Here is a 20,986-nt window from a genome sequence, read left to right as displayed (position 1 = left end):
GCAAGAGGCTTGTCTTTGCCGGGCGGGCGATGGACCGTGCGTGACACGAGCAGTTATCATCATTTGTCGTAGGCCATGTGGACGTGCCAGTTCTCCTCGTTTCCGCACAACTGCTCATACAGCTCCCACGAAATGCGCGAAAGCACGATCCGGCGTTCGCCTCTCAGCACTATTCGTTCGACGGTCGCCATGCGAAAGCCTCCTTCAGAATGCACCGTGTCTATTTTATGGCCGCCGTGCCGGCCTCGCCACGCCGCGTCCACTAATTCGGCTCGTACCAGTCGCCGCGCAGCCAGCGGACGAGCAGGTCGAGATTCGCGGGGCCGATGATGTTGCTCTCCGGCTTGTGCTCGTGCTCGGCGAAGGCCGGCATGCGGTCGTTGAGGTCGCCGTAAAACCGCTTGTGCGTCGGATTGCCGATCATGCCTTTCAGCCAGTCGTATGAGCCATAACCCGTCAAATCGGGCGCCTCGCCGAGATCGCCTTCGTCGTGGAACTTGTGACAGTCGGTGCAGCCGATCGAGGCGATCTGCTCGCGTCCCGCCTCGATCAGATCGGTATCGCTCTTGTCCAAAGACTCCTGCGCGTGCAATGCGGCTTCGGCCGATACGGCGGCGGCGAGCTGTTCGATCTTGGTTTGCAGTTCCCGCTGCTTGTCCGCCGCCTCGGGTTTTTCGAAATTCTCGAACACGAATTTGACCATCTCGCCGGTGCGGTGCTTCTCCGTGCCGCCGAAATAGTGCGGCCCGGCAATCTGGTCGGGGTCGAGCAGGCCCGTAATCCACTGCCGAGTGGCAAACTGCGTCAGGTCGGGCGCGGACGCTTTTTCGGGCACTTCAGTCGCGTCGGCGTGCGTATGGCAGCTCGCACAATAGCGGTCGAAGAGCCGCGGCCCTTGCGTCTTGGGATCGGTGCGGAGCACCGAGAGCATGCCCGCCGGCGGAATGCCGTCGGGCGATTTCGCCAACTCGATCGCCCGATGCGCGTCTTGCTCGGCGCGCTCGACCGCCTGCAAGTAGCCTTCCGACGCTTGGAACCGCTGCAGGTGATGCTCGTCGGCTCCGTCGCCGGGTCTGGCGACGTACTGTGCCATGCGGTCGGCATAGAGCGCCTGAGCCGTCAGCACGCCCACGCCCGCCAGCAAGATCACCAGAAAGCCCAGATTGAAGACGTGCCCCACTTGCCATCGGCCAACGAGCGGCATGAGGGCCAACACGGTCATGATCAGGCCGGGCACGACGATCGCGCCCAGCAACTCGCCTGTCGCACCCTGACCTTCGAACAGCTTCAAGAACTGGAACAGGAACAGGAAATACCATTCCGGCCGGGCCGCCGAGTATTCGTTGGCCGGATCGGCCGGGGCGCCCAGCTCCGCGCCCAGAACATCGCCATAGCTCTCGCCGGTAACGTTCCCGGTCAAGGCGGGCCGCATCACGAAAGCCAACACGAACAGCAGCACCGCCAGACAGGCCACCGCGTCTTTCAGCACCTGATCGGGCCAGAAGGTCGTGTCGGGCTGACGATGGGGTTGTCGCGTGTGAATGCCGTGCCGGCGAAACAGGGCCACGTGCAGCACCAGGAAGACGACCAGCAGGCCCGGCAACACGCCGGCGTGCAGGGCGAAGAACCGCGTGAGCGTCTGATGCCCGTAGTCGGCGCCGCCCACCACCAGCTTCTGTAACGAAGGCCCGACGCCCGGCACGATGCCCATCAGGTTGGTGGCCACGCGCGTGGCCCAATAGCCCTTCTGGTCCCACGGCAGCAGATAGCCGGTGAGCGACAGGCCGAGCACAATCTGCATCAAGATCAGGCCGAGCCAGAAGTTCACTTCCCGCGGGGCACGATAGGCGCCGTCGACCACCACCTGCAGCAGGTGCAAGGCCAACAAGATGACCATCGCCTGGGCCATGAAGTGGTGTAGCCCGCGCAGCAGCCAACCGCCCTGCATCTCATGCTGGATGTAAAAGACGCTCTCCCAGGCTGTTTGGCTGCTGGGGCTGTAGCACATCCACAGAAAGATGCCGGTGATGACCTGGGCGGTGAAGGCAAACACCAGCGTGCTGCCCCACACATAACGCCAGCGCGAGCCGCCGGGAATGTGCTCATAGAGCGCGGCCCGCGTCAGCTCGCGGTAGCCGGTACGGTCGTCGAGCCAATCGAGAAAGCCGCTCATGACTTGGGTATTTTCTCCTCCATGCCGGTGTAGTAATCGACGTACCGCACCCAGAGTTCTTTCTGATCGTCGGACGGACGGACCTCGGCCTCGAGTTTATCGAGATCGCGCGGGCTGGGGCCGAACACGCGCTGCCCGTCAACGCCGAACGCGCTGTCGTGGCAGGGACATTGATACACGTCTCGCGAGCGATCGAAGGCCACGAAGCACCCGGCGTGCGGACAGGTGGCATTGAACGCCTCCACCTCTTCGCTGCCCGGCTGCCGGCGAAGGTAGACCACGCCGATCGCTTCGCTGGGCAACCGCGTCCAGGCGTCCTGGCGGTCGGCAATCACCGGGAATTGCCGCGGCACGCCGTCGTCGGGCAGGGCCGTCAGCGGAGCGATGCGGACCAGCTTGCCCGGCTGGTCGTCCGCCGCGCCCGCCCCCTTGCGCGAGCGGAGAGGATTGAAAAAGGTGAACAATCCCGCCGCAAAAGGGAAGATCGCCACAATTCCACCGATAAGCCCGGCGAGAAAGCCGCGCCGGCCGGCGCCGGCCGGGGCCTCAGTGTGCTGAATGGGTTCGGACATGCGTAGTTTGAGGCGGGATGGTGGGGCGGGACTGAACCGATTTTGGATTCTCGATTTTGGATTGTGGATTACCGCCTGTGCGGCGTGGCAACTCGTAAGGTGGGACAAGCGAGCTTGCGAGCGCCGGCCCACCGTTTGCGAAGGCGTTGGGCGATAGGCGTTGGGCCTTTAGGGAAAGCTTGAAATAGCACCGCCTAACGCCCAATGCCTAACGCCTTCAACTCGGTGGGCCGGCGCTCGCAAGCTCGCTTGCCCCACCTTACGCCGAATCCAAAATCCAAATTGGCGGTCGATTATCGCATCGCCGCGCGGACAGCGTCAAGCACGCGGCGCTGGGCGGCGTCGAACGGGCCATCGACCATCGCCCCGGCCGCGGCCTTGTGCCCGCCGCCGTCGAATTGTTCGGCCAACCGGCTGCAATCGAACGACGAGCGGCTGCGAAAGCTGATCTTGAACTTGCCGTTCGGCTGTTCGACGAAGATCACGGCGACTTCCGTGCCCGCCACCGTGAGCGTCAGGTTGACCACGTCCTCCGTGTCCGAGGGGAGGGCAGCGGTGGCTTTGAAGTCGTCTTGAAAGACGGTGGTATGGATCAGCCTGCCGACCATCTCCGACTGGGCGCGGGCCAGGGTGCGGCCGATAAGCTGCAAGCGGGCCAGCGTGTCTTGCTCATAAAGCGACCGGTAAATCTCGGTTGGCTTGGCGCCGCCATCGATCAATTTTCCGGCGAAGCGGTAGGTGTCGCCGGTGGTCGACGAGAAGCGGAACCAGCCGGTGTCGGTGGCGATGGCCGCGAACAGCGGCGTGGCGATTTCGGGCGTCAGCGGCACGCCGAGCCATCCGGCGGCTTCCAGCACCAGCCGGCCGGTGGCCTCGGCCTGGACGTTTTTGAACGCCTCGGCGCCCAGGTCGTCTTCGCTCACGTGGTGGTCGAGCACGGCTTTCTTGGCGGTCGTTTGCCGCAAGACGATCGCCATGTCGCCGAGCTGCTGCCAGGCGCTGGTGTCGAGCACCAACATCACTTCGCGGTCCGCCAGGTCCGGCAGCTGCACGTCGACGCCCAGCGTTTTGATGCGCCGCGCGGTGTCGATCCAAGCCAGGTTGGGCGGCGTCTTCTGGGCGTTGACGATGAGCACGTCCTTGCCCAGCGCGTCGAGCAGACCGGCCATGCCCAACTCGCTGCCCAGTGCGTCGCAGTCGGGCCGAATGTGGCTCGTCAGCAGAAACCGCTGGTGGAAGTGGATGAGCGATGCGAAACGGGCCCAGTCGATCATGGGAATTCTGGATTTTGGATTGGGAGGGCTGGCGATTACTCTTGGTCCGACTTATTCTTCTCAAGTCAATTCATGCTTCCACCTCAAGGCTGCGCACCAACATTTGCATCGACCCGCCGTTTTCGAACTGGACCACCTTGCCGGGAAAATCGCCGGGCAACACGCCGCTCGTATACCTTCGCATCACTTCTTCCCAGTCGGAACGGTCTCGGAAAAAGTCCCTTGGCCATGCCGGGGATTTCAGCCAACCCAAGTAGCTAAGCACTACCGGAATGCCATCACGGGCAAGCTTGCTTAGGTAGGCTATGCGATTGGCAAGCTGATAGTGGTGATCGACAGAAAGCGAGAATTGCCCGTATCCTAAGCCGCTCAGCAGCGTGTTCGTCTCGCTGATGTTATGGCGAATGCGCCGGTCGTTACATTGAGACTCGTTACTGCCGGTCGGCCGGCTCTTCTTGTCCTGCTCCGACATTTCTCCCACATGTGCCTTTGCTTCAACCAACAATAGGCCCGGTTTCCCTTTTACCAGGATGTGACAGAGCAAGTCCCAAGTCGGTCGCCGGTTCATGCCGGTCTTATGCGGGATCCACCACTTGAGGTCCAGCGGCTTGTGGCCGGGCACCGGAAGCGCCCGCATATATTCTTCGAGCTCGTATTCCCTCCAGTCAGCGGGGGTTCTACGACCGAGCGGACGCGGGTAACCGTGCTCCGCCAAGCGAATTCCCTGGTCGCCGAAAAGGTTGTCCACTTTGTGTCTGAAGGCCGGCGAGGACACCAGGTCAAGGACGTGCGCTTTGCTGCCCCTGTCCCCAGTCGGGCCGGCCCGCCGCGCGTCCGGACTCGCGCATTCATCTCGAGCGCGCGCGGGAACGAGCTTGCCGTTTTTACACATGTCCCGCAATTGGTCTCTCACGAACGCCACGGTCGGGGCGGCCGGAGGCGCTCCTCCAAGTACTCTCGTGTTGCCATCATACTCGTTCACAAATCTCTCGAGTTTGCGTAGCACTGGGACAGGAACGTCTGGCAGAACGTCTTTAACCGACGACATGTTGGTTAACCGCAGCAGGTCTAGTATCAGACCGATGTCGGTGAGGTGCCCCCGTTCGTAGGCTTCCAGCAATTTATGCGGATTTACCATGTTTGACCGCTCTCATCCACAAGACTCTTTTATCCGAGACTTCCCATGCCTGACAGTGAAAGTTGCCCGGATTATGTGTACGGACCTGACTGTGATAGTCGCTCGCGCTCATTCGTTCGTGCGGATTACTCAAACACACGTCATAGATCGCCGATAGTTCAAAAACCTCGTGTTGCAGAACCGCCACGATCGCCTCGTCGCTTGTCAACACATCCGGATGAATTCGAATTGCGATCCTGCCAGTTTTGCTCTTAGTCGGGACATGGTCCCGCCAGTAGACATACCCGTCTTCGTGTTCCTGAACTTCGGAACATTTGGCCGTTTCCATTTGCCCACCGGAAAGAAGCTCGTTCAAGCTTCCCCGCAACACGCCAGCGTCATCCAGCACGAATTCAACGTAGTCCGGGATCTCAACCCCCCATTGTCCGGCAATCGCGATAGCTTCTTCAATCGTGCGTTTCTTTCTCCCCACGTTTCTCTTCCATTTTATACCAGGCCGCTGGCCCGTGATGCAGAGAATTCGTTTGGGCATCCTCGGCTCACGCAGGCTCATGGGATGGCGGCGCGGGACCCGTTTCGGTGCCCGGCACGCCCGCCCCAGGCACGGCCGCTTCCGTCGGGGCCGCTTCCGACGCGGGTGCAACCGTCACGCCGGCCTCGTCTTTCTCCAGCGGCGGAAGCCCGTAAGCCTGCTCGCCCGGCTCGATGTAAACGTCGTCCAGATCGGTGCCGTCATCGTCGCGCCGCAGCAACAAGTAAATGGCGGTCGAAGCGGTCCAGAAATAGCTGTAGACGAAACCGAGCGCCAGCAGCCGCACGCAACCACCCCAGAAATGGAGCAGCTTCGCGCCCCAGCGCCCGATGGTTCCCAAGTCAGTACCGCTACCAAATATGTCGTCCATACGCTGGCTGCCGGCGGTCCAACTCGCGGCCCAGGCCGGCAGATAGGCCACCCAGTCGGCAAAGTAGGCCACGAACAGCCATCCCAGGCCGCCCAGCACCGTCACCACGGCGGCATAGAACAAATAGTGCAGCGGCCGGTGATAGACGTAGGACCATGAACGGCTCAAGGCATCGAAACTGTCGGTCGACTCCGTGCTGATGGTCGGCCACATCAAGGGCCAGCCGAAGAGCAACGCCAACAAGAGCATCGCCATGATCAACGACGTCAGCAGCGCCAACGGCCACACGAGGCCGGCCAACAACACGCCCAGGTCGAAACTCATCAATAAACCGAGCACCAAGAGCGGGCAGGAGAAGATCAAGATGCCCACCAGCGGCAGGAGCGGCGCGGCGAAATAACTGCGCCACTTGCCTGCGGCATAGCGCAACGATCCTCGCAGTCCGAGATTCTCTTCGCGGCCGAGCTGAAGGGCGGCACGCCGCGTGATCGCCCCGCCGAAGAGCGCCCACACGGCGGCCGCCCAGATGCAACAGCACAAGAGAAACGCCAGTCCCGTCACGCCCAGCCGCCGCTCAAAGAGCTGCCGGAAAGGCGCCCGGAGCTGCCGCCACACGCCCAAAAACGGATTGCTCGGATAACGGCCGAGTTGCGGCGGTCCCGGTTGCCAAAGACGGTGCGTCGGATCGACGGCCTGGTCGGGCACGAGCCGCACGCCCTCCAGATCGGGCCACGGCCCCATCGATTTCCAGGGCCAGCCGTCGCCGGCTTCCTGCCACGGGCAGTTGGAATAAAACGGTGCCGCCAGCCAGCCTTTCAGCGGTTCTTCATCCGTGCCGCCAAAGACCTGCGCCAGCGCCCAGAAGCCGAAAATGGTGGCCAGCACGCCGGCCGCGGCCAGCAAAAGCTGCCACGCTTGGATGGAGACGCGGAACGCCCGCACCAGCAGCAACCAGGGGAAGATTTCCCGCCAGGCGACTTCACGCAAGGGTCCACGGTCGTTCGGCATTTCAGCTTTCCTCGATATGAAATGCCGGCATTATAGGAAAGTCAATCGCAAAGCCACAGGGGAGATGCCTTCAGTCGGCCTCTTTCCGCGCCGCCTTCACTCGCTCAATCTCTTCGGCGGTCGGCTTTTGGGCCTGACCGAGCCGGATCGTTTCCGCTTCGGCCTCTTTCCATTTCCCGTCCCGCGCCAGCTTGATGATGCCCGCGAACTCGGCATATTCCTGCTCGGAAATGGTTCCCTTGCTCTTGCCCTCTTCGAGCTGCTTCGCGCTTTCATCCAGCCATTGGCTCTGCTGCGAAGAGACGGCGGTCCGCAGCCCGCTGATTAAATTGCGATTGGCGGGGGCCACCTGGGGCGGCCGACTGCAACCGGCAATGACGAGCGCGACGAGCGCGCACGCGATCACAAAATCGTGCTTCATTATGTCTACCTCACCTTTCACCACTACAGGCCGAACCGAGGACTGTCGCCCGCGGCGCGTGTGCCCCAGTAGGACCACGTCAGGTTGTCGATCGTATCGACGACGAACCTTACGCTGCCGTCGGAGAAAAGTGCGTTCGCTCCGTTGGGATGGTTCGACCAGACCTCGTCGGTGTTCGCCAAAGGTTGGCTGGGCGGCTTGATGATGGGCGGAACCTCGCCCGGCGTCGGGCCGGTGTGTACGTTGACCTGCGAAGACGAGGGATCGGGCCCGACGACGGCGAATAGCGGCGTCGGGTTGGTGACGCCCCCAGGCACCACGCCGACCCACGTCGAGTCGCTGTGATAGGGAGTTTTTTCCGAGACCATCAGCGTGTTGCTGGTGCCGTCGAGAATGTCGGCGATGCGGGTGTGGCTGTTGCGATAAAGTACGCCGTCGACCGAGAATCCACCGACATTGACCGTCGACAGATCCAACCCCGGATCAAAATACTGTTGCCAAGGCGAGAACCGCCCGGCGACGCCGACGTAGTTTGCCCGTGCGAACGTGGCCAGCGTGTTGCCCGAGGCGTCGATCACGTTGTAAATCGGCGGGCTGCCCATGTTCACCGCCGACGGGCAGATGTATTGCGGCAGGACCGTCTTGACCGGAAGGGCATTGGCCGGCGACCAACAGGTGAGATTATAGTTCAGCGCTTGGGCCAGCGGTGCTTGCTCCACATACGGCAGGAGCAACGACAAGAAGCCCCAGCCCGGACCCGTGTCGCCCGTGTTCGGGTCGGCCGGACCCATCGGCGTGTTGCTGAGGGGAGAGACCACGTAGCAGGGAGGAAACTTCTGGAAGGCGTCGTGATAGTGGTGCAGTCCGATGCCGATCTGTTTCAGATTGTTGACGCACGAGCTGCGGCGCGACGATTCGCGCGCGGCCTGAACGGCGGGCAAAAGCAGCGCCACCAAGATGCCGATGATGGCAACCACAACCAGCAGCTCGACCAAGGTAAACGCATGGCGTTTTTGAGACATAGAAAGTGCTCCGATGAAGTACCGCGGTCGCACGGTCGGCGCAACCGCAATGGGATGAAAGCGTAAACGTAAATACGAAAGCGACGGACAGGGGCGCAACCCGGTCGCGGTTTTGAGCAACGCCCTCGAGCGTTGCGGCGCGCTTGCGCAGGACCACGGGTGCTTGCTTTCAGCAGATCGGAGGGGCGCGGGCCAGTCCGCTCTTGTGGACCGGCTCGATAAAGAAGGTCGGGACTGAGCTTCGCAGCTCGACGACCAGCGGGGTGATGGCCGTTTGTGGAGGGGGAAGCAGGATCAGCGCGCTTTGCGCGACAAACCGGCAGGCCAGACAGTCGTCGTCGGATGCCGGTCCGGGCAGCGACGAACCGTCGTGTTCCGCATGGCTCACGTGATCGCAATCCAGCTCGACGCCGGCCAAATGGCCATGCATACGATCAGAGGGCCCGTGCTCGACGCACGCCGGACCATGCGCGTGGTTGTGCAGCAAGCCGCTCAGCGCGCTGGCCAAGAGATAGGCCAGCGCGGCGGTGCAGACGGTCGGGCGAGAGCGGACGAATCGCATCGAAGAAGCCAATAACGGTCTAGTTAGGCCATTTAGAATAGACGGCCCGTTCGGGAAATGTCAATGGCTGCCGCGTCAGTTCTTTGTGAGCGTGGCCAAATACAGGTTCAGCGGCGGCGTGGGAGTGCATCACTTTGTTTTCGCAGCCGGGCGGAACCATGCCGGGCGCGCACGGTTCCGGGCTGTCCGTGTAGCGCGTCAGGCATTCCACTTCGGCGCCGACCGCGCGGCGGTAAAACTCGATCGCCTCATCACAACGACCGTCAAAATTCAGGTAGGCTTGGACTTGCTTCGTTTTCTCCTTCTCGAAAGGTGGGGGTTTTCGTCGCCAACGCCGGCTATGAGCGTTTCCAGCCGATTGCCGGCGGCACGATGCTGCAGTATCTGGCAGGCCCGCTCGACCAGCATGGCGCCGGCCTCGATGGCGGGCAAGCCGCCCGAATATATGTTGGAAACCACCGTGTACTCGAAGCGGATGCCGGGGTGGTTACTAAAGCGGGCCGCCGCTTGCCGCTCGCCGGCCTCGCTCAACTGGTACAGCAGATAGGCCGACAGGCTCCGGGCCGCCAAGGCATCACCGCCGGGACGCTCGCCGATAAGCAGCACCGTCAGCCGCGCCACCGTCCGCTCGGCAATCGCCTCGGCCAACTTGACGCGGCCATAACGAACGGCGAACAGCCCGCCGAGCGCCACTTGCCGGCTCTCCAACCCATCCAGCATCACCGGCAGCAACTCCTCGAGATTGGCGTGTACGGCTTCGGCGCTCAAGCCGTCGGAGACCACAATCTGCACGTCGCAATCGCTGCGCGACAACTCCGCCGCGCTGGCCGGCGTCAGCCGTGCGCCCAGGCCCGGATCATGGAGGTGCTGTTCCTTGTTCGCGGCCTCGCTGTGGAGCACCTGAAAAGGCGCCAGGCGGCGCAGCAGGTCGAGATCGAGCTCGCTGTGGATCGCCTCGCGCGCCTTGGCCTGGTGCAGCCGAAGCTGCCGGCTGACGTCGTTGGCGGGCCGCGGACCGGCGTGGGCGAAGCCGGGCACCGCCGGCGTGGCCCGCAGCAGCGACTGATATTCGGCTTCGCTACGGCAAAAAATGCGCGGATTGCCCCAGTTCGGGCCGCGCACGATGTCGCCGGCCGTGCGCTGGAAGATGCCGCGCTCGACGGCCCACGCTAAGAATTCCGGCGTGGTCGTGCGGCCGTGCAACTCGCGCAGCGTCTGGCTGTCGTGGGCGCTGGTGTCGAAGTAGGCCAGCATGCGGTCGGTGTTGAGGCAAACGTCCATGTAGTAATTGGCCCCGGCCGCGGCCACAAGCTGCGTGGCCATCTGCTGCCCGTCGAGCGTGATCTGCGAGTGCAGCGTGTAGCAGGGCGCCATGCCCATCGGCAGCCCGAGCAGTTTGCCCATGAAGTGGTCCTGCAAATTGGCGGCGATCATCTCGAAGTTGTCGACGTGCGTCTCGGGGCCGATAAAGCCGGTGACGTTGTTGACCATGAACGGCCGATACCGCCGGGCAAGGCCGTGGCACAGGGCCTCGGTGGTCGTCATGTCGATGCCCTGGTGTTTGCCGTAGGTGTATTCGCTTCCCTGGCCGGTCTCGAAGTACATGAAGTTTTCGGCTTGCCCGGCCAGCGGGCCGCGATCGCGCATCGTTTGCCAGGCGTGGTCTAATAACTCGACGGTGACGTCGAACTCGCTGGTGAGTGTGGCCTCGGTGCCGGCCAGGCTTTGAAACATGATTTCGACCGGAGCGCCTCGATCGAGGCAGGCGAGCTGCGTCTTGACGTGGGCCAGCACGCACACCTGCGTGGGCGCGCCGCAATCGCGGCGGACCTGGTCGATTCGCCGCAGGATGGCCGACACATTGGCCACCGTGTCGATGGCCGGATTGACTCCGATCAAGGCGTCGCCACCGCCCAGCGAAAAGCCGGCGTAGATCAGCCAGGTGATGCTCCGCAGGTCGTCGCTGGGATGGTTGGGCTGCAAGCGCGAGGAAAGCGTGCCCGGCAGACCGAGCCGCGTGCGTGCCCGGCTTGGCCGTTGGAACTTTCGCGCGGCATAAACCAGCTCGTGCGTGTCCATCAGCTTGGCGACGGCGGCGGCCATTACGCCAGTCAGGGCGAAGCCGATCTGCTGCACGTCGGCGGCCGGGGCCTGCAGCAGGTGGTCTTTCAACTGCCCGACGGTCCAAGGGGCGATGCGCTCGAACATCGGGCGGTCGATGTCGTAATTGACGCGCATCACCGCATCGACCTGGCCGCGGTCGTCGGTCAGCGGATGCTCGTAGAGATGTTCCAGCGTGAGCGACGAGAGAATTGACCGGGCCGCTTCGCGTTCGACTTCGGACCGCGCGGCGAGCCCGGCTCCTCGGTCGCCCGCCTTGCTTACATCGGCCGCGCCAAGGAGGCGCTTGAGGCCATGAAACGCGAATTCGTCGCCGAGGAAGCTCGTGCGATAGACCTCGTCGGGCATCGGCGGCGGAACGACGATTTCATCGAGCGGGCTCAGCGCGTTCATCGGCCCTCCCATTGTCATTGCCGCATCCTATGCCTCGGCTGCGCCGATAATGTCGCCGTCAATCCGCGTGACACTTTCGTGATCGAACCAAACGGGCACGCCGCCGGGGCGCAAGTAAACTGCCACCCCATCCCGCACCACCATCGCACGCGGATGGTCGACCTCGAACCGATGCGCATCGGCCAGTTCGACCGTAAATGGTTGGAACTGAGATCGGTCCAGCAAAGCGTCCAATAGCTGGTCAAAGTGGTCTGCGGTCATCTTGCTTTTCGAGTCCCAGCTCGGCAGTTATTCAGGCGCGTCGATGATGTCCTCGGCAATTTGCGTGACGCTTTCGTGGTCGAACCAAACGGGTATGCCGGGGCGCAGAAAGACGGCCACACCATCGCGCACAATCAGCGCATCGCGATGATCCACCTCGAACCGATGCCCGCCGATGAGTTCGACGGTGAAGGGTTGAAAGGGTGATCGCCCGCGCACCGCAATTAAAAGTCCGTCAAAATGTTCCGCGGTCATGTTGTTATTCTATCGCGCCTAGGCTGAAAAATCCAAGCCGCTAGCGTGCCTCGCCACCGGGGTATCGCTTGGCCGGCAACGCCTTCGTCGCGGCGCCATGTCGCTGGCGGCCAAGCTCTGCGCCAGCCACCAACACCAATTGTCAATTTGCAATTTGCAATTTGCAATTTGCAATTTCCCCCTCCTCATTCCGCGTCACCACAAACCCCAGATCCTCGATCATCCGATAATCGTCCTCCGGCGGCTGGCCTTTCGTCGTCAAGTAGTCGCCCACGAAGATCGAGTTGGCGGGATAGAGCCCCAGCGGCTGCAGGCTGCGAAGATGCATTTCGCGTCCGCCGGCGATGCGGATTTCGCTCCCCGGATTTGCCAGCCGGAACATGCAGAGCACTTTCAGGCAGTAACGCGGATCGAGCTGCTTCGCACCGGCCAGCGGCGTTCCCTCGATCGGATTCAAAAAGTTCACGGGGATCGACTCGACCGCCAGATCGCGCAGGACAAAGGCCATGTCGACCACGTCGCCCGGCCCTTCGCCCATACCCACGATGCCGCCTGAGCAAAGCTGCATGCCGGCCGCGCGCACCGCCCGCAAAGTGCCGATGCGGTCCTGAAAAGTGTGCGTCGAGCAGATGTCGCCGTAAAAACCTTCGCTGGTGTTGAGATTGTGGTTTACCTTGTCGACGCCACAGTCCTTCAGCCGCACGGCTTGTTCGGGCGTGAGCAGGCCGAGGCAAGCGCAGATTTCCATGCCGTAACGCCGCTTGATTTCGGGCACGATCGACGCCACCGCGTCCATCTCGCGCTCGTTCGGCCCGCGGGCCGAGATCACGATGCAATACGTCTTCGACTGCCGCTCGGCCGCCAGGCGGGCGCCGTCGAGCAGTTTTTCGCGGTTGAGAATGTTGTACCGCGGGATTTCGGCCTGCGAGACTTTCGACTGCGAGCAATACGAACAATCTTCCGGACAAAGGCCGCTCTTGGCGTTCATCAAAAAATAGAGCTGCACGGTGTTGCCGAAATAGTGCCGCCGCACCCGATAGCTCGCGGCCAACAGGTCGGGCAACGCTTCGTCGGGCGCATCGAGCACCGACAGCGCTTCGTCGCGGGTCAAGCGGTGCCCGGCCAGCGCCTGCTCGGCCAGGCGATGCCAGTGCGTGGCCGCTGTGTTTTCGTGATCAATTAACAGCATGCAATCCAAAATCCAAAATCGAGAATCCAAAATAGCCAAGCTCCAGTATGGCCAAGGAACCCCAAGTCTGCTACCTCCCCAACAACCCCTCGCGAAGCAAGTAGGCGTCGGTGCCGTCGACGGGCGCCGCCACGCCGCCCTCGAAGGTGAATTGTTGCGGGGCGACCGCCTCGTCGAACTGCACGTCTTCGAAATAGATTTGCACCAGCGGTAACTGCTGCGAGTCGATTCGTCGCGACGGGCTGACGCCGTAGTCGATGCGGCGCGGAAACAGATCGTCGCGGCCCAACGAGACGATCATTCGATCGGGCAATACCGCTGGCAGCTTGTCGAGATCGATCGGCAGCCCCTTTTCGACTGCTCCTCGCTGGTCGGGCAGCCATTGCACAAGCCGCTCCGGCCGCCAGGTTGCTTCCAGAAGATAGACGGGCAATTCTTCCGGCCCCGTCAGTTTCGCCTCGCGCACCCGTTGAAACACGCACCAGGCCTCGAACTGGTCGAGGATCTGGGCCACGCCACCCAAGCCCAGCACGGGCAGTTGGGGTGTAGGCGTGACTGCTCTCCGCGCCGGCGTCCCGCCTGCCAAATCGGGCCGGGTTGCTCGGCTTGCCGACGCCCGCCGCGCTGCCGCCACGCGCTCGACGTCGATGCGCGTCAATCTCGGAACTCCGTCGATCAGTCTTTGATCCCAGAAATACTTGCCGTCGCAACGTTGCTGTACATAGCAGTCTTGGCCATCGACCTTCACCGTGAGATCGAGATACAGCAGGTTCTGCTCCGGCGGACCCTGCACGAACGTGCCGCTGCCGACCAACTCCTGGTCGTACAGCCGAATCCGCTGGTGAATCTTGGCGCTGATCGTTCTGTGCCCGGCCAGGGCGGCACGCGCCCGTCGCAGCAGCAACTGCCCCTGATTGGGCTGACTTTGCGGCTGGGCGGCTTGTTCGGCCCGCAAGACCGGCATGCCCCACCCTAGGGCAATACCGCAAAACAAAACGTACCTCACGCGGTACGATGGAGCGATCGAGCGGACTGGGGAAGGCGCCATCTTAGGGTTCTGCGGGATTTGCCAAAGAATCGCGTTATGACAAACCGACCATTTATTACAGAAGGCCCGCGCCATGCGGTAGCCGCCGCTATGTTCGTAGCCGCTTCGAGGGCCGGCCCGGCCGACGCTCTTCGCAGGCGGGGGATTATAGACGGGCGGCCGCAACAGGGCCACGCCACTATCGCCCCAGACGACCGTCCCGCACGGCCGGCGGGGAAAAGCCTGCACCTAGCCCATGCCCGATGCTTCCGCCGCGAGCGAGCCAGCGGGCAAACACGAGGGGGATTGGAATGAGATATCGAATGGCCCTTTTCTGCGCCGTTGCGGCCCTGGCCGGCTGCAAGGCACCGTTCACTAAGAATCTGCCGCCCGCCGAACAGCTCATGCACCCCGGCCCCGGAGTCGATGGCCCCGGTCCCGGAGTTATGATGCTGGGCGATCCCGGCCCCACCGCCATGGCCCCGGCCACGCAGTTGATCTTCGTCGGACCGGAAGGAATGATCCTCACCTGGGACGTCAGCGCGCCGGGCGCCTTCGACAGCGAGCCGCTGGTCGCGCCGGGCAGATACAACTTTCCGCAAGGGGCCATTTATCGCTTGAAGCTGACCAACATTCCCGGCAGGGAAGGCGTCGAACTCTATCCGACGATTGAGATCGCCCCGTCGCTGCCCCGCACCGACGCTTACCTGGCCCACAACAGCGTGCCGATCGAGTTCACCGAAGAGGACTTCGACCAGGTTCTGTCGGGCAACTTCGTCACCAAGGTGATCTACTTGCCCGATCCCGACTTCCAAGAGCTGGCCCTGGCCGGCGTGGAGACGTTGGTCAGCACACGGCTCGACCCGGGTCTCGATCCGATCGTCGAAGCCGACCGCCGCGGCGCCATCTTGGCCATCATTCGCGTCGGCAACAAGGATTTGCAAGTGGGCGGCCAGGAGCAGGTGATGGGCGGAGGGGGCATGGAGCAAGGGGGCATGATGATGCCGCCGGGCTATTGTGGTCCCAACGGTGCTCCCACCGGTTCGGCTCCGCCGCCGTTCATGGCGGGCGTCACGGCACCGGAATATGGCATGCCGATGAGCGGCACGCCGATCGGCTTGCCCGGCCCGCCGCACGTGCCGCTGGGAATTCCGGCCGGCCTGCGACGCCACAGCATCCACAACCACACGCACGTTCACATGCCTCCGCCGACGCAAAAAGTGGGCATTCACGTGAAGCAGTCGCCGGGCATGAGCTATCCCAAGCCGGTCCGCCACGTCTACATCCACGAGAAGGCCCGCGCCCCCTGGTTGAACTTCCACCCGCCGTGGAAGAAGAAGCATCAGCCGGTCAACACCGACGGAGAATGCGAAGAATGCCTCGACGGCGAATACGAAGGCGAACCGGCCTACACGCAGCAAGTGTCAGGCCCGGTGGCTCCTACGCCGGCGGCGCCCGATTATACGATGCCGCCGGAATAAGCACCGTAGGGTGGGACCAGCGAGCTTGCGAGCGCCGGCCCACCATCATGGATGTCGGAATTTGATGAGCGATGAAGCATGACAATGGTCCCACAGCTCCGCTGTCCCGAGGCCCGGCAAGGGCGGCTTCGGGTACGAGTTGCCCGTGCCGCGGCGAGTATGCTCGTCGTGCTGGCCACCGCGGTCGCCGCGACCGGCCAGCAGCCGCCGATGCACTATCGCCACGCCGGCCAGGTGCCACCGGGAGCGATTGGAAGCGTGCAACTCCAGCGGGGCGGACCATTGCCAGGCTACTTTCAGCCGGTCGAAATCCGGGCGCCGGAAGGGGCCAAAGTGTCGATCGCCAGCCGCGGCCAGTTCGGCGTGGCGCGTGCCACGCCGCTCGAAATCGGGCTGTTGATCGCCCCGGTCTATCGCTTTAAGGTGTCGAACATCGCGGGGCACGAAGGGCAGGAAGTGTTTCCCACCATCGAAGTGATCGACCGCCTCTATCCACCCCGCGGGCAGGAGCGGCGGTTTCCCGTTCCCATCGAGTTCAACGCCGACGACATCGAGCTGGCCCTCGACGGCAAGTTCGTCACGCGGGTCGTTTATTTGGAAGATCCGCGGATGGCTTTGCCGGTCGCCGAAGGCTGGCAAGATCAGCACTGGTTCGACGCCGGGCCGGGCGTGAATGCCGTGCAAGAGGCCGACCGTTGGGGCCGACCGCTGGCCATCGTGCGGATGGGCGGCCGCGTGCCCGACGAAGAGCGCGGGCCGGACGTCTACTTTGTCGGCGGCGGCGCCCCGTTCACGGTTTTTCGGCCATACATCGAGCGGCTGCCCCACGAACGGCAAGAGGAGGAAGCACCGGGACCGATGGCCAACGCGCCCCGGCCGCGGATCATGCCGGGAGGACGGGCCCGCCGATGAAGGGGAAATTGCAAATTGCGAATTGCAAATTGCGAATTGTAAATTGGCGAGGCTGCGCGGTCGTCGCGCTGGCGACGCTTTTGCTTGCGTCGTGCCGCTCGAAGCCGATTGCGCCGGCGGTGCCGGCCGGGCCGATGATCGGCGGTTTGCCCGCCACGGCCACGACCGGCGCGCCGCCCACCGGGCAAGAGATGTTGCCTCCGGCGCCGGTGGGTCCGCCTTTGCCGTTCCAGGCCCACGGCGAATGGTCGCCGCCGGCCATTGCCAGACCCTGGCCGCCGGAAGAATACCTCTGCGACGGCGGCGACAAAGGTTCGCCGGTGGCGGTCTCGCCCAACTGGGAGCTGTATGGCCTGGGTCTGGAAGACACGGTGGCCCACTACGATTCGCATGACGGGCGGACGCTGGTCGCGCCGTCGAATAGGGTCTGCATCTACGCCCCGCGGTTCGGGGCGGTGCGGGTCGTGAACGGCGTCGTCGAGAACGAAATGGTCGCTCAGGCCGGCGGCGTCGACTTGCCGCAACGCTTGCAGAAGGCTGGTCGCGTGGCCGTGCCGATCAGCAGTTTGCAACGCTATCAGGCCCGTGGCGGCGTGGGCACCAAGATCGCCAGCGCCTATCGCGGGCGTCAGGGCCGCGGCGCGCTGTCGAGCGCGCTGGTGGCCAGCGGCTTCCAGGACGCCTTTTTGCCGTTCGAAGACCTGTCGGCCATCCGCAACGGCATCATGGACCAGCGCGAGAAGGCCCGCTTGAGCGAGAGTACGCAAGCGGCCATCGTCTGGTCGAAGGATCTGGCGGTGCAGGCGGTGCTCAACGGCCGCGTGGCGATCGGCCTCACTCAAAACGAGCGGACCGAGGAGGTGTTCACCGTCAAAGACCTGCGCAACTCGCCGAAGTTGCGGGTGGTGAAAGTGGCCTCGACGCAGTCGGCGAAGCCGGGCGAATTCGTCGACTTCACGCTCCGGTTCGACAACCTGGGCGACCAGCCGCTGGGCAACATCGTGCTGGTCGACAATCTGACCACGCGGCTGGAATACGTGCCGCAAAGCGCTCAATCGAGCCTGAAGGCCGTTTTCACGGTCGAGCCGAACGAGGGCGAATCGCTGGTCTTGCGTTGGGAGATCGACCAGGCGGTCCAGCCCGGCGAAGGCGGCATCGTCCGCTTCCGCTGCCGCGTGCGATAAGGCAATGGCCGATGGGGTTTGGAAATGGGCCACGGCATTTATTTCTGGGAGCATTCACCGGCGCGGGCCTTGCGTTGGGCGCAAGAGAAGTACGGTCGCCGGGGCCGACCGGCCGTGATCGGAGCGGTAATTCAGCTTGGGCGCTGCTTTGACCTTTTCAATGAGTCCATCACAACAATTCCAGCCAACAACTATGACGAACTGGTGCGGGACTTTGCGGAACGCGGGCGAACATTGCCGAAGAACCTTGGACGCGAGGCAAAGCGCCGCAACCTAGATTGCCTTGTGATGAATGGAGGCTCCATCGGTTGCTCAAGAAGCCTGATCTCCTTCAGCGAATGCGTGCGCGGTTCCTTCCAACGGCGCGTAGCGATTGATGATTGCCTTGGCGGCGCGCAGGCCGTCGAGCGCGGCGCTGACGATGCCGCCGGCGTAGCCCGCGCCCTCACCGATGGGATAAAGGCCCGCCAGGCCCGTGCTCTCCAGCGTGGCGTCGCGCAGAAAACGCACCGGCGAGCTGCCGCGCGCTTCCGGGGCCACCAGCACCGCGTGGTCGAGGAACTTGCCGCGCCATCGCCGGTCGAGCATCGGCAGACCCTCTTCCAGCGCGGCCACCACCTGCGGCGGCACCAACTCGCGGATATCCGCCGATACCGCGCCGCGCGGATAACTGCACTCCGGCGGCCGGTCCGTGCGCCGCCGGTTGAGAAAATCGCCGGCCGTTTGAATCGGGCAAAGATAGGCCTCGCCGCTTAACGAGTAGGCCCGGCTCTCGTAGCGCCGCTGCAACATCATGCCGGCCAGCGGATGGTCGCCGCCGAACGCTGCCGGCTCCAGCGTGACCATCAGGCCGCTGTTGGCGAAGGGACTGGCCCGCCGCGACAGGCTCATGCCGTTGGTGCAAAAATGGCCCGGCTCCGAGACGCTGGGAATGATCTGCCCGCCCGCGCACATGCAGAAGCTGAAAAGATTCGTCCGGCCACGCGCGACGAGAGCGTAATCGGCCGCCCCCAGCTTTTCTTCCAGCCGCGTGGGCCCATATTGTGCCCGGTTCACCTGATCCTGCGGCTGCTCGATCCGCACGCCGAGCTGAAACGGCTTGGGGACCATCGGCACGCCGCGGTCGAAGAGCATCTGATAGGTGTCACGGGCACTATGGCCGATGGCCAGAATGACGACCGCGGCGGCGAGGTAGCCCGACGAGGTCATCAGCCCACGGACGCGGCCATCGGCCACGTCGATGTCTTCCACGCGGCAATCGAAGCGGTATTCGCCGCCCATGGCCGCGATCTTTCGCCGGAAGGCTTTGACGACGGCCGGCAGGCGGTTGCTCCCCAGATGCGGCCGATAATCGTAGAGAATCGAGGGCTTTCCCTTGCACTCGGCAAACAGTTCCAGCACGCGGCGGACGTCGGGGCCGGACGCGCGGCAGGTGAGCTTGCCGTCGCTGAACGTGCCGGCGCCGCCTTCGCCGAACAGGTAGTTGCTTTCGGGATTGTGCGGCCCGCCCGCGTCGAAGGCCTGCACGTCGCCGATGCGTTCTCGCACGGCCCGGCCGCGCTCGACGACCAGCGGCCGATAGCCCTGCTCGGCCAAGAAATAGGCCGCCGCCAGCCCGGCCGGCCCCGAACCGACGACCACCGGCCGCTGGTCGAGCCGCCGTTCGCCCGGCGCCGGCATTTCGAACCTCGGCTCGTCGTAAAGCTCGACGCTAACGTGTCGGGCACGGCGCGACGCCCGTGCCACCAGGCCCGGTTCATCGCCGGCCAGAGCGACTTCGGCCGTATAAACGAACTTGAGGTCGTGTTTGTCGCGGGTGTCGAGGCTCTTGCGCAAGATCCGCCACCGCCGGATGTCGTTGGGGGCCACATCGAGCGTCGTGGCCAGCCGGTCGGCCAAAGCGGCTTCTGGCTCGTCGATACCGAGACGGAGGTTGGAGAGGCGGATGGGCATGACGTTATTCTATGCGCCACAGGTAGACGGTAGGCAGTAGACGGCAGTCGGGGCACGAGCAAGAAACATTGTGGCGAAGGCGTCCCAACTGCTACGATGCAGGTGTCCGACTCGTGAAAGGAACCTCGCATGCCGTCGATTCGCCAATCCGATCATCGCCTGGCAGCCGGCGCCGCAATGGCGATCGCGTCTTGTTTGCTGAGCCAGCCTGCGGCGGCACAGTTTGGCCCGTCGCGCGTGCTCTATTCGGGCCGGCGCGGCACGACGGTGGTGCTGCCGCCGCCAGGACCGGGTCCGCTCGATCCGCTGTCGGTGGCGGCGTATTGGGGAAACTGGCCGAACCCCGTATTGGCCCGGCAACCGATCGGCCATCAGACGATCGCCACCGGCCGCAACGGCTACGTGTACCGGCCCGTCTATGCCGACGATCCGACCGCCTCGAGCATCGCCTTTGACAACTCGCGGGAGAGCATAGGCGTCCCTGCCGCCGGCGGGGGCCCCCCTGTCGGCCCGGCGTCGTCCGACGCGCTGTTCGACGCCGCATTGCTGCTCTTCAAGAGCGGTCGCTATGAGGCGGCCATCGACCGCCTGAACCGCATGCTCGATCGGCAGCCCGGCGAGGGCCGGGCGCTGCCGCTCTTGGTGCAGACCTATTTTGCTCTTTCGAACTACGAAGCCGCCACCGAGGCGCTGGCGGCGGCGTTGGCGACGGCGCCCGAATACGAATGGGGAAAATTCGTCCGCGACTATTCAAAATACTTTGCGTCGCCGCTGCGCTTTGCCATGCATCTGCGGAGTTTGGAGCGGTTCGTCGAGTTGCACCCCGATCGCTTCGAGGGCCACCTACTGTTGGCCTATCAATACGGCAGCCTCGGCAAGACCGACCGTGCGGTGGCGGAGCTGGCGCTGGTGAAGGCGAACGTCGAGGCCGACAAGTTGCGCCGGCATTTTGCCGCGGCCGGCGAAGCGCCCGCTCCCGCCCCGGACGAGGAGCTCGAAGACGGGCCCCGACCCGCTCCCAAACCTCCGCCCCGCCAGCGGCGCGGCCGCGAGTTTTAGGAGAGCACGGAAAACGCAAGCTGCGCTGCGAGCATATCGCACGCCTGGCCGCGTTTTCCGGCCTCTCGCAGGACGTGTT

The 20,986-nt window shown here is 63.8% G+C and carries 20 protein-coding genes; 4 read left to right on the top strand and 16 right to left on the bottom strand.

Annotation, left to right across the window (positions count from 1 at the left end; genetic code table 11):
- Positions 1 to 59 precede the first annotated feature (59 nt).
- The 15 genes from VNH11_22020 to VNH11_21950 all read right to left on the bottom strand — a co-directional run bounded on the left by VNH11_22020 (position 60) and on the right by VNH11_21950 (position 14,285).
- A complete protein-coding gene (locus tag VNH11_22020) occupies positions 60 to 191 on the bottom strand; it encodes a hypothetical protein (protein ID HVA49055.1) in 132 nt (43 codons plus the stop codon).
- 71 nt (positions 192 to 262) lie between these two features.
- Positions 263 to 2,173 (bottom strand): cytochrome b N-terminal domain-containing protein, encoded by a 1,911-nt coding sequence (locus tag VNH11_22015; protein ID HVA49054.1) that lies wholly within the window; start codon positions 2,171 to 2,173, stop codon positions 263 to 265.
- Positions 2,170 to 2,745, bottom strand: a complete 576-nt coding sequence (locus VNH11_22010) for a ubiquinol-cytochrome c reductase iron-sulfur subunit (GenBank protein HVA49053.1) — start codon at positions 2,743 to 2,745, stop codon at positions 2,170 to 2,172. The genes VNH11_22015 and VNH11_22010 overlap by 4 nt, the downstream gene beginning before the upstream one ends.
- 293 nt (positions 2,746 to 3,038) lie before the next feature.
- Positions 3,039 to 4,019 (bottom strand): DHHA1 domain-containing protein, encoded by a 981-nt coding sequence (locus VNH11_22005; protein ID HVA49052.1) that lies wholly within the window; start codon positions 4,017 to 4,019, stop codon positions 3,039 to 3,041.
- 70 nt (positions 4,020 to 4,089) lie between these two features.
- The gene (locus VNH11_22000; GenBank protein HVA49051.1) at positions 4,090 to 4,767 is read right to left on the bottom strand and encodes a hypothetical protein; all 678 of its coding nucleotides are present in this window, start codon (positions 4,765 to 4,767) and stop codon (positions 4,090 to 4,092) included.
- A 373-nt stretch (positions 4,768 to 5,140) separates the two neighbouring features.
- Entirely contained in the window at positions 5,141 to 5,689 is a 549-nt protein-coding gene (locus VNH11_21995) for a hypothetical protein (GenBank protein HVA49050.1), read from the bottom strand.
- A gap of 7 nt (positions 5,690 to 5,696) precedes the next feature.
- Positions 5,697 to 7,067, bottom strand: a complete 1,371-nt coding sequence (locus tag VNH11_21990) for a hypothetical protein (GenBank protein HVA49049.1) — start codon at positions 7,065 to 7,067, stop codon at positions 5,697 to 5,699.
- 70 nt (positions 7,068 to 7,137) lie between these two features.
- Positions 7,138 to 7,488, bottom strand: coding sequence for a hypothetical protein (locus VNH11_21985; protein ID HVA49048.1), 351 nt, complete (start codon positions 7,486 to 7,488; stop codon positions 7,138 to 7,140).
- A 23-nt stretch (positions 7,489 to 7,511) separates the two neighbouring features.
- The gene (locus tag VNH11_21980; GenBank protein ID HVA49047.1) at positions 7,512 to 8,510 is read right to left on the bottom strand and encodes a DUF1559 domain-containing protein; all 999 of its coding nucleotides are present in this window, start codon (positions 8,508 to 8,510) and stop codon (positions 7,512 to 7,514) included.
- A 169-nt stretch (positions 8,511 to 8,679) separates the two neighbouring features.
- Positions 8,680 to 9,072 (bottom strand): hypothetical protein, encoded by a 393-nt coding sequence (locus VNH11_21975; protein ID HVA49046.1) that lies wholly within the window; start codon positions 9,070 to 9,072, stop codon positions 8,680 to 8,682.
- 270 nt (positions 9,073 to 9,342) lie between these two features.
- The gene (gene eutB, locus VNH11_21970; GenBank protein ID HVA49045.1) at positions 9,343 to 11,586 is read right to left on the bottom strand and encodes an ethanolamine ammonia-lyase subunit EutB; all 2,244 of its coding nucleotides are present in this window, start codon (positions 11,584 to 11,586) and stop codon (positions 9,343 to 9,345) included.
- Between the two features lie 27 nt (positions 11,587 to 11,613).
- A complete protein-coding gene (locus tag VNH11_21965) occupies positions 11,614 to 11,847 on the bottom strand; it encodes a hypothetical protein (GenBank protein HVA49044.1) in 234 nt (77 codons plus the stop codon).
- 27 nt (positions 11,848 to 11,874) lie between these two features.
- Positions 11,875 to 12,102 carry a hypothetical protein gene (locus VNH11_21960; GenBank protein ID HVA49043.1) on the bottom strand — a complete coding sequence of 76 codons (228 nt, stop codon included), beginning with the start codon at positions 12,100 to 12,102 and terminating at the stop codon, positions 11,875 to 11,877.
- A 142-nt stretch (positions 12,103 to 12,244) separates the two neighbouring features.
- Positions 12,245 to 13,291, bottom strand: a complete 1,047-nt coding sequence (bioB, locus tag VNH11_21955) for a biotin synthase BioB (protein ID HVA49042.1) — start codon at positions 13,289 to 13,291, stop codon at positions 12,245 to 12,247.
- Positions 13,292 to 13,361: 70 nt separating this feature from the next.
- Positions 13,362 to 14,285 carry a hypothetical protein gene (locus tag VNH11_21950; GenBank protein ID HVA49041.1) on the bottom strand — a complete coding sequence of 308 codons (924 nt, stop codon included), beginning with the start codon at positions 14,283 to 14,285 and terminating at the stop codon, positions 13,362 to 13,364.
- A gap of 356 nt (positions 14,286 to 14,641) precedes the next feature.
- Here VNH11_21950 and VNH11_21945 point away from each other — a divergent pair, with 356 nt between their 5' ends.
- The 3 genes from VNH11_21945 (at position 14,642) to VNH11_21935 (ending at position 17,895) form a co-directional block, all read left to right on the top strand.
- Positions 14,642 to 15,799 carry a hypothetical protein gene (locus VNH11_21945; GenBank protein HVA49040.1) on the top strand — a complete coding sequence of 386 codons (1,158 nt, stop codon included), beginning with the start codon at positions 14,642 to 14,644 and terminating at the stop codon, positions 15,797 to 15,799.
- A 78-nt stretch (positions 15,800 to 15,877) separates the two neighbouring features.
- Positions 15,878 to 16,711: a hypothetical protein gene (locus VNH11_21940; GenBank protein HVA49039.1), complete on the top strand. Its 834-nt coding sequence runs from the start codon at positions 15,878 to 15,880 to the stop codon at positions 16,709 to 16,711.
- 29 nt (positions 16,712 to 16,740) lie between these two features.
- On the top strand, positions 16,741 to 17,895 hold the full coding sequence (locus VNH11_21935; GenBank protein ID HVA49038.1) for a hypothetical protein: 1,155 nt from the start codon (positions 16,741 to 16,743) through the stop codon (positions 17,893 to 17,895).
- Positions 17,896 to 18,207: 312 nt separating this feature from the next.
- Here VNH11_21935 and VNH11_21930 read toward each other — a convergent pair whose 3' ends face one another.
- The gene (locus tag VNH11_21930; GenBank protein ID HVA49037.1) at positions 18,208 to 19,848 is read right to left on the bottom strand and encodes an FAD-dependent oxidoreductase; all 1,641 of its coding nucleotides are present in this window, start codon (positions 19,846 to 19,848) and stop codon (positions 18,208 to 18,210) included.
- A gap of 129 nt (positions 19,849 to 19,977) precedes the next feature.
- On the opposite strand from VNH11_21930, the gene VNH11_21925 reads away from it, so the two are divergent.
- On the top strand, positions 19,978 to 20,907 hold the full coding sequence (locus VNH11_21925) for a tetratricopeptide repeat protein (GenBank protein HVA49036.1): 930 nt from the start codon (positions 19,978 to 19,980) through the stop codon (positions 20,905 to 20,907).
- The last annotated feature ends 79 nt before the right edge of the window (positions 20,908 to 20,986 follow it).

Source organism: Pirellulales bacterium (assembly GCA_035533075.1).
Lineage (GTDB): Bacteria > Planctomycetota > Planctomycetia > Pirellulales > JAICIG01 > DASSFG01.
Note: the sequence above shows the minus strand (reverse complement) of the source record. Positions and strands in the feature narration are given on the sequence as shown.

Bases quoted from the DNA above. Each gene is read 5' to 3' on its own strand.
- VNH11_22020 (HVA49055.1), bottom strand. From the start codon at position 191: ATGGCGACCGTCGAACGAATAGTGCTGAGAGGCGAACGCCGGATCGTG.
- VNH11_22015 (HVA49054.1), bottom strand. From the start codon at position 2,173: ATGAGCGGCTTTCTCGATTGGCTCGACGACCGTACCGGCTACCGCGAG.
- VNH11_22010 (HVA49053.1), bottom strand. From the start codon at position 2,745: ATGTCCGAACCCATTCAGCACACTGAGGCCCCGGCCGGCGCCGGCCGG.
- VNH11_22005 (HVA49052.1), bottom strand. From the start codon at position 4,019: ATGATCGACTGGGCCCGTTTCGCATCGCTCATCCACTTCCACCAGCGG.
- VNH11_21995 (HVA49050.1), bottom strand. From the start codon at position 5,689: ATGCCCAAACGAATTCTCTGCATCACGGGCCAGCGGCCTGGTATAAAA.
- VNH11_21990 (HVA49049.1), bottom strand. From the start codon at position 7,067: ATGCCGAACGACCGTGGACCCTTGCGTGAAGTCGCCTGGCGGGAAATC.
- VNH11_21985 (HVA49048.1), bottom strand. From the start codon at position 7,488: ATGAAGCACGATTTTGTGATCGCGTGCGCGCTCGTCGCGCTCGTCATT.
- VNH11_21980 (HVA49047.1), bottom strand. From the start codon at position 8,510: ATGTCTCAAAAACGCCATGCGTTTACCTTGGTCGAGCTGCTGGTTGTG.
- VNH11_21975 (HVA49046.1), bottom strand. From the start codon at position 9,072: ATGCGATTCGTCCGCTCTCGCCCGACCGTCTGCACCGCCGCGCTGGCC.
- eutB (HVA49045.1), bottom strand. From the start codon at position 11,586: ATGAACGCGCTGAGCCCGCTCGATGAAATCGTCGTTCCGCCGCCGATG.
- VNH11_21965 (HVA49044.1), bottom strand. From the start codon at position 11,847: ATGACCGCAGACCACTTTGACCAGCTATTGGACGCTTTGCTGGACCGA.
- VNH11_21960 (HVA49043.1), bottom strand. From the start codon at position 12,102: ATGACCGCGGAACATTTTGACGGACTTTTAATTGCGGTGCGCGGGCGA.
- bioB (HVA49042.1), bottom strand. From the start codon at position 13,291: ATGCTGTTAATTGATCACGAAAACACAGCGGCCACGCACTGGCATCGC.
- VNH11_21945 (HVA49040.1), top strand. From the start codon at position 14,642: ATGGCCCTTTTCTGCGCCGTTGCGGCCCTGGCCGGCTGCAAGGCACCG.
- VNH11_21940 (HVA49039.1), top strand. From the start codon at position 15,878: ATGACAATGGTCCCACAGCTCCGCTGTCCCGAGGCCCGGCAAGGGCGG.
- VNH11_21930 (HVA49037.1), bottom strand. From the start codon at position 19,848: ATGCCCATCCGCCTCTCCAACCTCCGTCTCGGTATCGACGAGCCAGAA.
- VNH11_21925 (HVA49036.1), top strand. From the start codon at position 19,978: ATGCCGTCGATTCGCCAATCCGATCATCGCCTGGCAGCCGGCGCCGCA.